General features: G+C 35.9%; 14 protein-coding genes and 1 pseudogene. 11 read left to right on the top strand and 4 right to left on the bottom strand.

Annotation, left to right across the window (positions count from 1 at the left end; translation table 11 throughout):
- Positions 1-108 precede the first annotated feature (108 nt).
- The 7 genes from ACODS7_RS19630 to ACODS7_RS19600 all read left to right on the top strand — a co-directional run bounded on the left by ACODS7_RS19630 (position 109) and on the right by ACODS7_RS19600 (position 6,959).
- Positions 109-1,284, top strand: coding sequence for an amidohydrolase (locus tag ACODS7_RS19630; RefSeq protein ID WP_016083497.1), 1,176 nt, complete (start codon positions 109-111; stop codon positions 1,282-1,284).
- Between the two features lies 1 nt (position 1,285).
- Positions 1,286-1,483: a DUF3311 domain-containing protein gene (locus ACODS7_RS19625; RefSeq protein ID WP_000725525.1), complete on the top strand. Its 198-nt coding sequence runs from the start codon at positions 1,286-1,288 to the stop codon at positions 1,481-1,483.
- Positions 1,480-2,952, top strand: coding sequence for a sodium:solute symporter family protein (locus ACODS7_RS19620; RefSeq protein WP_029441645.1), 1,473 nt, complete (start codon positions 1,480-1,482; stop codon positions 2,950-2,952). Before ACODS7_RS19625 ends, ACODS7_RS19620 begins: the two co-directional genes overlap by 4 nt.
- A gap of 101 nt (positions 2,953-3,053) precedes the next feature.
- Positions 3,054-4,532, top strand: coding sequence for a spore germination protein GerLA (gerLA, locus tag ACODS7_RS19615; protein ID WP_103574563.1), 1,479 nt, complete (start codon positions 3,054-3,056; stop codon positions 4,530-4,532).
- Positions 4,533-5,657: a spore germination protein GerLB gene (gene gerLB, locus ACODS7_RS19610; protein ID WP_016083494.1), complete on the top strand. Its 1,125-nt coding sequence runs from the start codon at positions 4,533-4,535 to the stop codon at positions 5,655-5,657.
- Positions 5,641-6,810 carry a spore germination protein GerLC gene (gerLC, locus tag ACODS7_RS19605; protein ID WP_016083493.1) on the top strand — a complete coding sequence of 390 codons (1,170 nt, stop codon included), beginning with the start codon at positions 5,641-5,643 and terminating at the stop codon, positions 6,808-6,810. The genes gerLB and gerLC overlap by 17 nt, the downstream gene beginning before the upstream one ends.
- Positions 6,811-6,821: 11 nt before the next feature.
- On the top strand, positions 6,822-6,959 hold the full coding sequence (locus ACODS7_RS19600; RefSeq protein WP_000493991.1) for a hypothetical protein: 138 nt from the start codon (positions 6,822-6,824) through the stop codon (positions 6,957-6,959).
- Positions 6,960-7,021: 62 nt separating this feature from the next.
- Here the strand turns inward: ACODS7_RS19600 and ACODS7_RS19595 are convergent, their stop codons facing one another.
- From ACODS7_RS19595 to ACODS7_RS19585, 3 genes are read right to left on the bottom strand one after another with little or no spacing between them, the layout of a single operon-like run.
- Positions 7,022-8,422, bottom strand: coding sequence for a nucleoside recognition domain-containing protein (locus tag ACODS7_RS19595; protein WP_243168525.1), 1,401 nt, complete (start codon positions 8,420-8,422; stop codon positions 7,022-7,024).
- Positions 8,400-9,122, bottom strand: coding sequence for a FeoB small GTPase domain-containing protein (locus ACODS7_RS19590; protein WP_000033865.1), 723 nt, complete (start codon positions 9,120-9,122; stop codon positions 8,400-8,402). Before ACODS7_RS19590 ends, ACODS7_RS19595 begins: the two co-directional genes overlap by 23 nt.
- The gene (locus ACODS7_RS19585) at positions 9,119-9,376 is read right to left on the bottom strand and encodes a FeoA family protein (RefSeq protein WP_000252989.1); all 258 of its coding nucleotides are present in this window, start codon (positions 9,374-9,376) and stop codon (positions 9,119-9,121) included. Before ACODS7_RS19585 ends, ACODS7_RS19590 begins: the two co-directional genes overlap by 4 nt.
- A 509-nt stretch (positions 9,377-9,885) precedes the next feature.
- Here ACODS7_RS19585 and ACODS7_RS19580 point away from each other — a divergent pair.
- The 4 genes and pseudogenes from ACODS7_RS19580 to ACODS7_RS19565 all read left to right on the top strand — a co-directional run.
- Complete coding sequence (locus tag ACODS7_RS19580; protein WP_029441648.1) at positions 9,886-10,788, top strand: phosphate ABC transporter substrate-binding protein PstS family protein; 903 nt, start codon at positions 9,886-9,888, stop codon at positions 10,786-10,788.
- Between the two features lie 71 nt (positions 10,789-10,859).
- Positions 10,860-11,750, top strand: coding sequence for a phosphate ABC transporter permease subunit PstC (gene pstC / locus ACODS7_RS19575; RefSeq protein ID WP_000676676.1), 891 nt, complete (start codon positions 10,860-10,862; stop codon positions 11,748-11,750).
- A 2-nt stretch (positions 11,751-11,752) separates the two neighbouring features.
- Positions 11,753-12,673, top strand: coding sequence for a phosphate ABC transporter permease PstA (gene pstA, locus ACODS7_RS19570; RefSeq protein WP_016083491.1), 921 nt, complete (start codon positions 11,753-11,755; stop codon positions 12,671-12,673).
- Between the two features lie 121 nt (positions 12,674-12,794).
- Positions 12,795-12,860: pseudogene (locus ACODS7_RS19565) on the top strand (AAA family ATPase); the annotation flags it as partial.
- Between the two features lie 44 nt (positions 12,861-12,904).
- Here the strand turns inward: ACODS7_RS19565 and ACODS7_RS19560 are convergent.
- Complete coding sequence (locus tag ACODS7_RS19560; protein ID WP_098630110.1) at positions 12,905-15,949, bottom strand: efflux RND transporter permease subunit; 3,045 nt, start codon at positions 15,947-15,949, stop codon at positions 12,905-12,907.
- Between the last annotated feature and the right edge of the window lie 578 nt (positions 15,950-16,527).

The following is a 16,527-nucleotide window of genomic DNA, read 5'->3' as shown; positions in this document are numbered from 1 at the left end:
GGCTTTTTCTTTTTAGTTTATTATCACTGAAAATTCAGAAGATTCTTTTAAAAGTTAACAATTCACGTTATAATAACATTTAACTTGGTGAAGAAGGAGTGAAGGGGTATGGATGTTGCAAAGGAACTTGTTTTGTCAAAAAATCAGTTAGTTGAGTGGAGAAGGCATTTTCATAAGTATCCAGAGTTATCTTTTCAAGAAGAAAAAACATCGCAGTTTGTGTTCGACATACTTCGAAAATCCCCGTATTTAGAAGTGTCACGGCCGACTAAATATAGTGTGATGGCAAAGTTAGTAGGTAAACAGCCGGGCAAAACAGTTGCGGTTCGAGCCGATATGGATGCTCTTCCTATTCATGAAGAAAATGAGTTTGATTTTATTTCTACATATAAAGGTGTGATGCATGCATGCGGTCATGATGGACATATAGCGATATTACTTGGAGTCGTACATAAGTTAGTGGAAGAAAGAGAGAAGATTAAAGGGGAGATTCGTTTTCTATTCCAACATGCTGAAGAGAATTTCCCTGGTGGTGCAGAGGAGATGGTTGCTGCAGGTGTAATGGAAGGTGTGGATTATATTATTGGTGCTCACCTTTGGGCGTCGTTAGAGGTTGGGAAAATAGGCGTTATTTATGGTCCTGCAATGGCTGCACCGGATGTTTTTAAAATTAAGATAGAGGGAAAAGGTGGACATGCTGGAATCCCTCATGAAACGGTGGATAGTATCGCAATCGGAACACAAGTCGTTTCGCAACTTCAGCAAATTGTATCTCGCCTCACGAATCCATTAGATTCTCTCGTAATATCTGTTACACAATTTCATGCGGGGACAACTCATAATGTAATACCAGAGCAAGCGGAGATTGAAGGGACAGTGAGAAGTTTAAGACATGAATTACGAGGTGAAACAGAGAAGAAGATTGAGCGGATTGTGAAGTATATTACGGAATCTTACGGAGCGAAATATACATTTTCATATGAATATGGATATCGACCAGTTGTAAATGACTATGAAGCTACAGATCTTATTGAACAAACGGCATTACAACTTTATGGAAGGGATAGAGTTGTTCGTTTACAGCCGACGATGGCTGGAGAAGATTTTTCAGCGTTTTTACAAAAGGCACCGGGGACATTCTTTTTTATCGGAGCAGGAAATAAAGAGAAAGGTATTATATATCCTCACCATCACCCTCGTTTTACAATTGACGAAGATGCATTACCGATTGGAGTCGAAGTCTTTGTATCAGCCATTATGAATTTTATAAGTAAAGGAGAATGAGATGAAGAAAATATACATCCTAGCGCTTATTCCAGTTCTTTGTTTAGTAGTTGGGCCAATATTTGCGAATTCAGTTACTCCTTACGTATTAGGGATGCCATTTTTATTATTTTGGGTATTATTATCAGTGTTTATTACATCTCTTTGTATGGGGCTTGTGTACGTGTTTGATCCTGCTAATAAGGAGGATGTAAAATGACTGCATTACTTATCATTATTTTATTTTTGTTTCTCGCATTATTTTTAGGGATTCGGGCACAACATGGAAAAGATATGGATTTAGAGCAATGGTCAGTTGGGGGAAGAGGATTTGGCACTATTTTTGTTTTTCTCCTTATGGCAGGTGAAATTTATACGACGTTTACATTTTTAGGGGGAAGCGGTTGGGCGTATAGTAAAGGCGCGCCTACCTTTTATATTTTAGGTTATGGCGCTTTAGCTTATCTTTTATCGTATTTTTTATTGCCACCGATTTGGAAGTATGCGAAAGAGCATAACCTTGTTTCACAGTCGGATTTTTTTGCGAAGAAATATAGAAGTAAAGCGCTTGGACTTATTGTCTCAATTGTTGGTGTTGTTTCCATCATCCCATATCTTGTTTTACAGTTAAAAGGACTGGGAATTATCGTTTCAGAAGCGTCTTACGGAAGGGTGTCACCTGTTGTTGCGGTTTGGATTGGTGCCATTGTTATAACTATATATGTAATGGTTTCAGGTATACACGGTTCAGCTTGGACGGCTGCTTTGAAGGATATTATGATACTGTTTATCGTTATGTTTTTAGGTATATATTTACCGTATCATTATTATGGAGGATTTCAGCCGATGTTTGAAGCTGTAGAAGCAGCGAAACCGGGGTTTTTATCTTTACCTGAAGAAGGAATGAGTATTTCTTGGTTTGTTTCTACTATTATATTAACGGCCCTCGGCTTCTATATGTGGCCTCATACATTTGCTTCTGCTTTTTCTGCAAAAAATGAAAAAGTATTTCGTAAAAATGCAGCAATTATGCCATTGTATTCTTTAGTGTTACTTTTCGTATTTTTTGCAGGGTTTGCTGCTATATTGCAAGTTCCTGGGTTAAAGGGAGCGGATGTAGATCTTTCGTTAGTCCGTCTTGCTTTACAAACTTTTGACCCTTGGTTTATTGGGATTATTGGTAGTGCGGGAGTATTAACGGCATTGGTTCCAGGCTCTATGCTTGTTATGGCGGCTTCTACACTGTTAGCGAAAAATATTTACCGAACGATCGTTCCGTCAGCTTCAGATAGACAAGTTGCTAAAGCCGCAAAGTTATTTGTACCTGCAGTAACGCTCGTAGCAGTTTTATTTACATTTAAAGGAGGAGAAACAATAGGAGCCCTTCTTTTAATGGGATACAGTATCGTTACGCAACTTTTCCCTGCACTTGTATGTAGCTTGTTTCCACGCCAAATTATTACGAAGCAAGGAGCGATTGCAGGAATGGGAGTTGGGCTGTTAGTGGTCGCATATATTACCTTATCTGGTTCAACTATAGCCACGATGTTTCCGAGTTTTCCGCAGTATATAAAAGATTTGAATGTAGGTATAGTCGCATTGTTAATTAATATGATTGTGATGTTTGTAGTTAGTGGATTTACAAAAGGTGTATCTATAAAGAAAAACAGTATAATAGTAGAAAAGTAATTCGTTTATTGGAGCTATCTTTGTAAAGAGATAGCTCTTTTTTGTATATATTTCCTTCTATTAGCGGAATCTAACTAAAAACTTGTTGAAAAGGAAGTTAGGTGGGGAAATTGTTAGAGCTTGAAGGTAACTTATTTGAAGTTATGAAAGAAATTAGGGATGAGTTAGGTTCACCTAATGATTTAACAATTAGAGAAGTTGCTCTTGCTGGGAGTTTTACACGTTGTGCGGTTGTGTTTTTATGCGGATTAACAGATAAGGATAATGTTTATAAATATGTCATTCGCACACTGCAATACGAAGAAATTCAAAATGAGGAAGCTGTTGTTCAAACGTTATTGGATCGTTTTATTTCTATCGCAGAAGTGGGTGTAAAGACGAAGTTTCCAGATATTATGAATGCGATTTTAGCGGGAGATACAGTTATATTAATTGATAATATTCAAACTGCTATCGTTATTAATAGTAGGGCTTGGGAGAAGCGAAGTTTAGAGCCACCAGTGACAGAAGATTTAATACGCGGACCGAGAGTTGGATTAAATGAAGATATTAATGTGAATAAAATGTTAATCCGACGCAGTTTACGCGATCCAAAGTTGAGGTTCCAATCTTATATTATGGGGAAGCGATCGCAGAAAGAAGTAACCCTAGTATATATAGAAGATATTATTAATCCTCACATTGTAAAAGAGTTAGATCGCCGTCTTCAATCAATAGTGACAGATGTCGTTTTGGAAACAGGTACGATTGAACAATTAATTCAGGATAATAATTTATCCCCATTTCCACAATTTTTGAATACGGAGAGGCCTGATAATATTATAGCCTCATTAGCGAAAGGGAAGGCGGCCATTTTAGTAGATGGATCCCCATTTGCTCTTATCGCGCCACTCGTATTTGTTGATATTTTTCAATCTGTAGAAGATCATTACGAGCGCTGGGTGATTGGAACGTTATTAAGATTTTTACGTATGGGATCAGGTATAATTGCGGTTTTGTTACCAGCTATGTATGTAGCACTTGTATCTTATCATCAAGGACTTATTCCTTCTAAACTGGCTTATTCAATTGCGGGTGCGAGGGAAGGTGTTCCGTTTCCAGCATATATTGAAACGTTAATGATGGCCTTGACTATGGAATTAATACGAGAAGCTGGAATCCGATTGCCGAAACCGATGGGACAAACGATAGGGATTGTAGGAGGTCTTGTAATTGGAGAAGCTGCGGTAAATGCAGGAATTGTAAATCCGTTTTTAGTTATTATTATTGCGGTTACTGCGATTGCTACGTTCTCGCTTCCTGTATATAGTATTACAATTACGTTCCGAATTTTACTTTTTGTCTTTGTATTAGCTGCAACGGCTTTTGGGTTGTATGGGATCATTCTAGCTCTGATCGCACTTGCTATTCATATTACAAATTTAACGAGTGTTGGTATACCGTATACAACTCCAATTGCTCCTGCATTTTATAAAGATTGGAAAGAAGAATTTATTCGCATGCCAAAATCGATGTTGAAAGATAGACCAGAGTACTTACAAACAAAAGATTCTACAATACGTCCAAAGGAGCGAAAATAATTGAAACCATTTGAGTATGGCGATGAAGAGATTGGATCTCGGGAAATTGGATTTGCGGTATCGTCAACAATTATTGGTATAGGGGCATTGTCTATGCCAAGAGATATCGCTAGCCAAACTTTATTTTCGGACGGTTGGGTTATTTTGCTTTTGGGTGGATTGGTCTGTGCAGTTTTAGGCTGGTTTGTGACGAGAGTGGCTATCTTATTCCCAAAACAAAACTTTGTTCAATATACGAGTGCGCATTTGACGAAGCCTGTTGCATACACAATTAGTAGCATTTTAGTATTAACGTTTGCTGCTTTGACAGCATATGAATCGCGAATGATTTCAGTTATTTCTCAAACGTATTTATTTAGTGATACACCGATACAACTACTGTCTTTCTTTTTCTTATTAGTTGTTATTTACGGAATAGCAGGATCAAGAGCGGCCTTATTAAGGTTAAATGTTTTATTCTTACCTATTGTTTTAATTGCGATAGTGCTTCTTTCTTTATTGAATATAAATTTAATGGAAATAAATAATTTACTACCAGCTTTTCAAACTAAAGTAAGTCAATATGCTGTTGGAGTTAAAAATTCTATTTTTACGTTTATTGGATTTGAAGTAGCTCTGTTTTATGCGGTGTTGCTAAATGATAAGGCAGCGAAAAAAGCGCCAATGGCAGTTGCGAAAGCGGTGATGGTAAACGTGTTGTCGTACATTTTAATTTATGTAACTTGTATTAGTGTTTTTACGTATATGACAACACGTGGATTGACATATCCAACAATTGAATTAGGGAAAGAAATTGAAATTGGTGGAGGATTTTTAGAAAGGTTTGATGCGATTTTTTTTACGACTTGGATTATTACTATTTATAACACTACGGCAATGTATTATGACGTCGCATCTTTATTGTTTTGTGCTATGTTTCCGAAAGTGAAGAAACATATTTTTATTTTCGTAAGTGCCCCGATTATTTTTATGGTGAATATGATACCTAGTAGTTTGAATACTTTATCAAGTTATGGGACTTATTTAGCTTGGATAGATATGGGAGTTGTTGTGTTAGCGCCTTTGCTCGTTTTAATTGTATATAAAATAAAAAGAAGGAATGGTGGAAATGAAACACCTTCTTAAAATTATAATGGTTATGGCTTTAACTGGATGTATGAGTGGGTGTTCTGAGTTAGAAGAGATAGAAGAAAGAGGATTTGTAGTAGGAGCGGCTTACGATATTGTGAAGGAGAAGAAAGCGAATCCAATTATGAAAGGGACCTATCAGATGGTACTCCCCAGTAAATTGTCTCAACAGGGCGGACAAGGGGGTGGGGGGGATAGCGAAAATTATATTAATGTTAGTGCGAAAGCAGATAGTGTGTTTGAACAAATAAGAATAATCGCTAAAAAAATTAGTCGAACATTATTTTTCCCTCATATACAGGTGATTATTTTCTCTGAAGAATTACTTTCACATCCATACATTTTACAAAATACGTTAGATGTATATATTCGCGATCATGAGATGAGAAGAAATATTCGTTTGTTCGTTTCTAATAAAAATGCCGAAGCTATTTTAAAACAAAGTGCCAAGCCTGAAAATTTACCGGCGCAGTATATTGATATGTTAGCTGAACACCCTCCGAAAAATGCCCAAATGATTGAGGCTGCAAGAATTGGTGAGGTGCAGGAAAAGATGATCTCTAACCGAAGTTTCGTATTGCCTATTCTGGAACTAACAAAGCAAGGAGTACAAATGAACGGTGCAGCATTGTTTCGTGGAAAGGATAATAAGTGTGTAGGCAATTTGAGTGGGGAAGAAACATTAGGGATGAATTATATAATAGGTAAAAAAATTGGAGGTTTTTTTACCATCCGTAAAAAGAATCAACTTATTACATATGAAATTCATAAGTTACGTCGAAAAATTAAAGTATCCACAACGAATGCTACAAAACCGAAATTTAATATTCATTTATTTTTGGAAGGTACAATAGCTGAGTTGCACTTTAGTGATCATAAAAAGGTTTTGAATGAAAAGCGTTTAGAGAGGGATATATCGGAAGAAATGGAGGAGCGTATTCAAAAATCGATTAAGCTTGTTCAAAAAAAATATAAGGTAGATGTATTAGAGTTAGGGGAAGTGTATAAACGACATAATTATAAAGAATGGACAAAAATAAGTAAGAATTGGGATCAAGGCGAAAATTACTTTAGTAATGCTGAAATTACTGTTCATGTTCATCCAACAATTGAACATTCAGGTTCAGCTTTACCGAAAAGAGTGAAATAAGGTGATATAAGTTGTTTACTGGATTGGGAATTAGTTGCACGATATTAATGGCGGTGCTGCCAGGGGCTATATATTTCATTCATAAAAAACTCACAACGTATGGAGCGCAGCCGTGGAATACTGATGTGCAAAAAAAGAAACCTGAATGATCTTCAGGTTTCTTTCGGGCAAAGCATATGTGAAGGGGGATGCCTTCTATGTATGCTTTGTTTTATACAAGCCCTAACCAATGTACCAATTGTGTAGAGAGGAATGTAACAACAATGGCGATAACGGTAGGGATTGCAAACGATAAGAATGTCCATTTTGCACTTTTTGTTTCTTTGTATATGTTAACCAGTGTTGTTCCGCACGGGAAATGAAGAAGTGAGAACAACATTGTGTTTAACGCTGTTAACCAAGTCCAGCCATTTTCTGGGAATAGATTTTTAATTTGATTAAAATCATCTATTTCAGTTAAAGCCCCAGTTGATAAGTAAGACATTAATAAAATTGGGATTACAATTTCATTAGCGGGTAGTCCAAGAATGAATGCAGCTAGAATAAACCCGTCAAGTCCTAACATTTTAGCAAATGGATCTAGGAAATTTACAAAATACATAAGTAAGCTTGTGTCACCGATAAAAATGTTAGCAAGTAACCAAGTTAATGCAGCCGCAGGGGCAGCAACAACTATAGCTCGTTTTAAAACGTAGATTGATTTATCGAGTGTTGCCCGAACAATTGTATTCCAAACTTTTGGCTTGCGGTACGGAGGTAACTCAAGTGTGTAGTGAGTTGGAACCCCTTTTAAAGCTGTTTTTGATAGTACCCAAGAAACAGTTAATGTCATAATAACACCAATTACAACCATTCCAACTACAACGCCAGCAGTAACCAATGTTTGCATACTGCCTGTATAACCAGCAGCCATAAATAGTGAAGCCATTAAAATTAACATAGGCCAGCGACCGTTACAAGGAACGAAGTTGTTCGTTAAAATTGCTAGCATACGTTCACGTGGTGATTCAATGATACGTGTTGACATAATGGCTGCTGCATTACAACCAAATCCCATTGCCATTGTTAAAGATTGTTTCCCGTGTGCACCAGATCGTTTGAATAAGCGGTCCATATTAAACGCGACACGTGGTAAGTATCCGTAGTTTTCTAATAGCGCGAACATAGGAAAAAAGATTGCCATAGGGGGTAACATAACACTAATAACAGCACCGATACCACGGAATAAACCAAGTATTAAAATGCCATGTAACCATTCAGGTGCATGAGCAGCTTGGAACCAAGATGTTAAATATCCTTCAGCCCATCCGAAGAATTCGGCAATCATATCAGATGGTACGTTAGCACCTGCAATTGTAAGATAAAAAATAATAGATAAAATACCGAGCATAATTGGGAATCCCCAGATTGGAGATGTGAAAACTTTATCTAGTTTTTCGGAACGATATAATTTATCAGTATTTGTATATTGAACGGATTCTTTACATATGCTTGCAGATGTTCGGTAAATATCTCCGACTATATCATCTCGTATATCTTCTTTTGAAAGTGTTTGTGCGTGTTGAATAATATAGTCTAATGGAAGAGCTTTACTGGCTGAGTGAGATTCCATTAATTACGACCTCCCTTACAAGCGGTTCATTATGGTGTTTTTGAAGTGTAGTTAAGAAATTTTTATCTCCATCTAATATACGTAACGCAATCCAACGTGCTGGATACGTATCACCGAACACTTTATAAATTTGTGGTTCTAATTCTTGAATCATATTTTCGATTTTTTCGCTGTAAGTAATTTTAATTGGTGTTGGAATTAGTTTTTTATTTGCTACTTTCGCAATAACATTTAGCAAATGACCAATACCCACTCGATTACGTGCTGAAATTTTAACGACAGGTACACCAAGTGATTTTGCTAATTTCTTTTCATCAATAACAATGCCTTTTTTCTCTGCTTCATCAATTAAGTTAATGCAAATGACTACATTATTTGTCATCTCCATCACCTGTAGTGCTAAATTTAAATTTCTTTCCATAGCAGTTGCGTCTATGACAACTACAGTTACTTCTGGTTTTTCAAATATAATATAATCCCTCGCTACTTCTTCGTCTGCGGAATTTGAGTATAGCGAGTAAGTTCCGGGTAAATCTATTAATGTATAATTACTTCCGTTATGTTCATATTCTCCTTCAGCTTTTAAAACAGTTTTCCCCGTCCAGTTTCCAGTATGTTGTTTTAAACCTGTTAAAGTATTAAATAATGTACTTTTCCCGGTATTCGGGTTACCAGCTAAAGCGATACGATGTTTGCTCATCTGAAATCATCTCCTATTAATACCCCGAAAATAAGGGAGCTTTCTTCTTTGCGTAGTGCAATAGTTGTGTTGCTCACTTGATAAGCGACCGGATCTCCAAGTGGACTGCGTTGCAATACTTTAATCGTTGCCCCAGGGATAAATCCCAAATCTAATAAACGTCGTTTCATAGTTCCTTCTAATTGTATCTTCTCAATTTGTACAAATTCCCCTGTTTTAAACTCGGAAAGGGGTTTAGTATTAGCCGATACCATAAAAGTTACCTCTTCTCTATATTGTTAGTGTTAGTTTAAAAAGTTTCCTTAGGTAAACTTTTTGTTAGTAATATAGTAGACTACATTGGATGATGCTGTCAATTAGTACTTTAAAAATATTCATTTAATTTTAGAATTGTTCCAATTTATTTAGTTGTACTAAAAAATATTACTGAAATTCTTTTTAATGTGCATAAATTAGGCGTGAAAAAGTTACAAAATACAGCGGAATTGTAAATGTAACTTTAACTAAAAGGGAAAAAGATAGAAAAACATTTACATTGAATTTACATTGTTAAGAATAAATTTACATTACAGCATAGTTAGTGTGGTTTTTGTTTGCTTCTTTAACTACAAATGTTGGGATTCCTAGCTTTTAAGGATTATTATCGTCATTTACTTAAAATTAAAAATTGCTTAACACTCACATAATATTGTTGTCCTACAATGAATTTGTGTTCGAAAGAAAATGAATTCGAAAAGTGATAATCCAAATGGGGGTACAAGACATGGTTATGAAAAAAGGTATTAAATTTTCTTTAGCAGCTTTAGTGGTAGCAGGAGCATTAGTTGGGTGTGGGAAAGCAGAAGATACAACTAGTAAAGAAACTGCTAAAGGAAGCGATAATACAAAACAAGAATTATCAGGTACGATTGCAGCAGCTGGTTCTACAGCTCTTCTACCTCTTGCGGAGGAAGCTGGAAAGAAATTCATGGAGAAAAATTCAAAAGTTTCTATTCAAGTCCAAGGTGGCGGTAGTGGAACTGGGATTAACCAAGTAGCATCTGGTGCAGTACAAATTGGTAATTCAGATGTTCCGGCCGGAGATAAAATAAAAGATGCTGAAAAGGCGAAAGAATTAGTAGATAACAAGGTAGCGGGTATTGCATTCGCTCTTGTCGTAAATAAAGATGTAAAAGTTGATAACTTAACGGTGCAACAAGTACAAGATATCTTCACTGGAAAAGTAACAAACTGGAAAGAAGTAGGCGGAAAAGATGAAAAAATCAACGTAATTAATCGTCCGGCTTCATCTGGTACACGTGCTACATTTGAAAAAACGATTATGAAAGACGCGAAAATTAATGATGGAACTGGTACAACACAAGATTCTAACGGTGCAGTAGAGCAAGCTATCAATTCTACTCCAGGTTCAGTAAGTTATTTAGCAATGTCTTATATGGTTGGAGATAAAAAAGGTGCACTACAAACAGTGAAAATTGATGGTGCTGAACCGAAAGTTGAAAACATTGCGTCTGGTAAATATCCATTCTGGTCTTACGAGTATATGGTAACAAAAGGTGAAGCGAAAGAAGCAACAAAAGCTTACATCGATTATGTAAAAGGTAAAGACTTTGAAAAGCAAGTAGAAGATATGGGCTACATTCCAATGTCTAAATTAAATAAGTAATAAAGTTTTATGGGGCTGGCTGCAAGGTCAGTCCTGTTCATTTCAATCTGTGAAGTGGGGTCTGTCCTGTGATGAAGGGGAAAAAACAAATTAATTACGTGAAAAGTGAATATATAGGAAGATCACTTGTTACGTTTTGCGGTATTTTTATTGTTTTAATTACATTAGCTATTATTGCATTTATTTGTGGTAAAGGTATTCAATCTTTTACACAAAGTGGTATCTCGTTTACTGAGATGTTAACATCGACAAAATGGAATCCAAATGCTGATCAAGGATCCTTTGGGGCTTTGATTTTCATTGTAGGTTCAACGGTGGTTTCGTTAGGTGCGGTCATTATTAGTGCACCAATTGCTATAGCTCTTGCTATATTCATGAATTTAATTTCGCCGAAGTTTGGAAATAAAGTATTGAAGCCTGTTCTAGAATTGTTAGTTGGTATTCCTTCGGTTGTATACGGATTATTAGGGGTTACGATTTTAGTACCACTATTACGTGATTCGTTTGGGGGAGTGGGCTTTAGTTTAATTGCAGGTATTGTTGTATTAAGTATTATGATTTTACCTACTATTGCTAGTATCGCTTCTGATGCAATACGTTCTGTTCCATTTGATTATTTAGAAGCTTCTTATGGTCTAGGATCAACGAAATGGCAAGCGATTAGCCGAGTGATTGTTCCTGCTGCGAAAAAAGGGATTTTAACAGGTGTTGTTTTAGGCTTAGCGCGTGCTTTCGGTGAAGCGCTAGCGGTTCAAATGGTAATCGGGAATACGATTAAATTACCAGAAGGAATATATAGTCCAACAGCGACGTTAACTGGTATTTTAACAATGGATATGACGAATACATTGAACGGAACTGCTTGGAACAATGCGCTATGGACTTTAGCGATGATTTTACTTGTTATTTCATTCCTGTTTATTTTAGTAATTCGAGCGATTGGACAAAGAGGTGAGCGATAATAATGAATGCAAGAACGGTAAATAAAGTTTGGACAGGTATCTTTTATGCGGTTGCGGCTTTGGTCGTAGCTATGCTAGTGTTCTTAGTGTTTGAAATTTTACAAAAGGGATGGGGATTTTGGGATCCTAATTTCTTGTTTGGAGAACCAAGTAATACAAGAGCTGGTGGTGGGATTGGTCCACAGTTATTCAATTCCTTCTACATGCTTGTTATAACGCTTATTATATCTATTCCTCTTGGGTTAGGTGCTGGAATATATTTAGCGGAGTATGCAAAACAAGGGCGCTTTTTAAATTTCGTTCGTTTATGCATTGAGACAATGGCGTCTTTACCTTCTATTGTTGTTGGTTTATTCGGTTTGTTGGTGTTCGTTACAATGACAGGCTGGGGATACACAGTAATGGGTGGTGCTCTTGCTTTAACTATTTTAAACTTACCAGGTTTAACGCGTGTTTGTGAAAATGCGATTTCAGAAGTGCCTCATAATGTAAAAGAAGCAAGTCTTGGATTAGGTGCAACGAAGTGGCAAACAATCGCTCGTATTATTATCCCATCTTCATTACCGCAAATTATTACAGGTATTATTTTAGCGGCGGGTCGTATATTTGGAGAAGCGGCAGCATTAATTTATACAGCGGGTTTAACATCCCCGATTTTAAATTCAGCAGCGGATTTCTCGAGCCCTGCGCATCCTTTAAATCCGTTTAGACCAGCTGAAACATTAGCGGTTCACATTTGGAAATTAAATTCTGAAGGAGTTATTCCAGATGCGAAGTTGATTGCGACAAAATCTGCAGCTGTATTAATTATTATGGTATTACTATTCAATGTTATTTCACGCTTGATAGCGTCTATATTACACAAGCGCTTTACAGGAACGAAAAGAAAAAGTAAAACAACGAAAAAGGTAAAAGCGGCATAAATTATAAAGGAGAACTCTCTATTTATAGATAGGGGGTTCTTTTGTATTTTAATATAGAAGGAAAGGATGTAATGATTGTTGAATTTGTGGTTAATTATAAAGAAGAACAGATGTAATTTAGATTGTGGATTCTAGTAAACCTATAGAGCAATATGTGGAAAAAATGATGGATTATATGACTAAGTAGAGAGAAGGCGTTATCTTCATTTGTGAAGATAACGCCTTTTGTTTTTAAATATCAGGTGTTTCTGTAGAAGTGCTTATTTTCCTACGGGAGCGTCTTTTTCTCCCGATTTTATCTAATAGTTCATACATAACTGGAACGACTACTAATGTAAGAACAGTTGAGACTGCCAAACCGCCGATGACAACGACGGCTAAACTTTTTGATACCATACTTCCTGCTTGGGATTGGCCAAATAGGAGTGGGAGCATAGCAACGATTGTTGTAATAGCTGTCATAATAATTGGGCGTAGTCTAGTAGAACCTGCTTCAAGTAAGGCTTCTCTAGTTTCCATGCCGTGTTCCCGATTTTGTTGGACTCTTTCTATTAATACAATAGCGTTTGTAACAACAATCCCGATTAACATTAATGCGCCAATCAAGGAATTTACATCAACAGGTGTTCGTGAAATGAGTAATCCTAAAATACCACCGACAGCAGCTAACGGTAAGGAGAATAGGATTGCAAAAGGAGCGCGTGCTTGCCCGAAGGTGATAACCATAATTAAATATACAATCCCGATTGCAATCCCCATAATTTTGAATAAATCTGTAAAATTCTCTTGCATAGATTCAGTAGCTCCTGCGATATTTACTTTTGAACCGCTAGGTAAATCTAAGTCAGTTATCGCTTTATTTACTGCTGTGTTTACTTTACTCAAGTCTTCATTTGAAGCTTCGGCGGTAATTTGAATTGTTTCTTTTCCGTCTTTATGGAAAATTTCTGTTTGCGTTTGTTTTTCTGAAATAGTTGCGATGTCTTTTAAAGGAATTGGTCCATTAGTAGGTGATAGTATGTTTGTATTTAAAATATCTTCTTGTTTAGTAATGTTTTCCTTTTTATGTTCTATCATAATAGTAGTTTTTTCATTATTAATTGCAATTTCGCCAATAGGTGACTTCTTCATAAGGAATGCTACTTGTTGCGCAGCTATTTCTGGTGTTAAACCTAGTTGTTCAGCCTTTGTTTGATCAATATGAATTTGCCATTCTTTCTTAGAGTCTTCTAAATTCGTTTTTACTTTAGAAAGATCGTCCATGCTTTTTAGTTTTGTTTCGACGATAGTAGCCGCCTCTTTTAAATCCGCTTCGTTAGTAGCTGTTACGTTAAATTGTAAGTTGTTGCCGCCGCCGGAGCTTGAATAACTTGTTTTTATATAATCAAGTTCAGCAGGCTCAAAAGTTTTATTTTCCTTTTTTAACTCTTTAATATATTGATCAATATCAGAACCTTTTTTAAAGACTACAAATATACTAGCGAGGTTATTTTTAGTTGTTTGCCCCCATTGTGCATCTTCTGCGCTAGATCCCATTCGTAGAATAACGTCTGTTACATCTGAATTAGAAAGTAATTTCTTTTCGAAATCGAATGCTTTTTGTTTTTGAGCTTCAGCATTATAATCGGCTGGAAATGTCATGTTAATAGATAACATTGTGTCGTCCTCAGATTTTATGTTTGCTTTCGGTAGTAATATATAGGCTGCAATTGATCCTGCAAATAATAAAAATGCAGTAAGTAGAATAATGAATTTATGAGAAAGAGACCACTTTAACGTAGCAACATATCGTGATGAAGAACTTGGCTTTCGATGCTTTGTTTTTTTGAGTAGTAAAAAAGCCATAAGTGGAACAACTGTTAGTGCAACGATTAAGGATGATAGAATAGAATATACAACTGCTAATACCATAGGTAACATTAATTTTCCGATTGCTCCTGATACGAGGCCGATAGGTAAAAAAACAGCGACGGTTGTTAAAGTAGAAGAAGTAATTGCGACGGCGACTTCTTTCGTTGCATCAAGAATAATATTTTTAGAGAAAGAATCTTTTTGTAAACGGCGGAAAATATTCTCGATGACAACGATACTATCATCGACGAGACGTCCAACCGCAACAGCTAAACCACCAAGGGTTAAAATGTTAAGTGTGATGTTAGATTGATGTAGTAAAAAGAGTGTTAATAAAATAGATAATGGAATACTGACAACAGCGATGAGTGTTGTTCGGAAGTTACGTAAAAAGATTAAGATAATTAGAGTTGCAGCGATTGCTCCAAGTATTACTTCTTTTCCCATGCTAGTAACAGCATTTTCAACTTGTTCATGGGTTGAAGCCAAAAGTTTAATAGAAAATTGATCTTTATATTCCTTATTTATCTCTTTAACTTTTTTATCAATCTCTTTTCCGATGGCAACTGCATTTTTACTCGGTTCTTTCATGATGATTAATCCTGTTCCTTCTTCGCCGTTTATATGTGAGATTGTATCGTAGTGTTGTTTGATTTCGATTTGAGCAATGTCTTGTAATTTCACTTGGGGTGCCACAGTGATGTTTTTAATGTCATTTACATTTTTTATGTCCCCGATGACGCGGAGATTGTATTCTTCTTGATTAACAGTAATTGCCCCAGCTGGAGTAGAAGTTTCTTTTCCTTGTAAAACAGTTAGTACCTGCTGTGATGTTACGTTTTTGTTTTTTAATTGGTTCGGATCAAGTACGATAGATAATTCAGAGGTGGATTTTCCGAAAAACATAACATTAGCAACACCATCAATGTTTTCGAGTTGTGGTACGATTTCTTTTTCAATTTGTTTTTCATCTGCTTTTGAAAACCCGTTTTGTTTCTGGATAGTAATTTGGGCGAGTGGAATCATAGAAGTGTTTAGTTGACTAACTACGGGCTTGGTTACATCTTTAGGTAATTTAATTGTATTGACGGCTTTTTCGACTTCGCGTGCTGCATCTTTCATGTTTGCTTTTGATGTATACGCAATATCGATACGTGATAATCCCTCGTATGTAGAAGAAGTAATGGTGTCGACGTGTTCTAAATTGCGAAATTGTTTTTCGAGAGGATCAGTTACATCTTTTGTCATCGTTTCAGCATCGAGTCCTTGAGATAAGGTTGTGACGGTAATTGCTGGATTGTCGATACTTGGTAAAAATTCCATAGGTAATTTAGAGCCGGAATAAACACCGAGTATGGAAATAAGGAAAATCATGATGATAATGGCAGCTCGGTTTTTTAATGAAAACTTTGTTAACCTATCCATAAAATAATTCCTCCATTGGTTTATTTATAGTTGAGTACGTCCTTTCTTACTATATAACAAAAAATGGATATTTTTCATTAATTAAATGTAAAAAAATTCTAACAATATTCTTAAGTTTATATTTGCATTGGAATTGTTTAATGTGGATGGAATTTTTTCTTACGGCTAAGTTATATCGTTATTCTATAGAAGGATAATTATTATCAACTTTAATATAGAAGAGAATGAAAACCTGGGAAGGTATTGTGAAATGCAATTTGGTTGAATGAAGTGTAGTAGTATACAATCAGAATAACTATTTTTAGTAGGAAGGATAATAGTTCTTTCTATAGAAGAAAGTAGGATAGATAATTTTTTTGTGTTTTTTATAAAAAACACTTGTTATTTAAAAATCATGATGGTATATTAATAAACGTCGCTGATGCGGAAACGCAGAAAACGACAAAAAATAAATTTAAAAACTTAGTTGACATCGAAAAATGAAGATGTTAATATGATGAAGTCGCTTCTGAAGCGGCGGACAAGTTCTTTGAAAACTGAACGAAACAAACAACGTGAAACGTCAATTTTTATTTTTA

Source organism: Bacillus sp. FG16 (assembly GCF_057809515.1).
The sequence above is the reverse complement of the archived record's forward strand: the minus strand, read 5'-3'. Positions and strand labels throughout refer to the sequence as shown.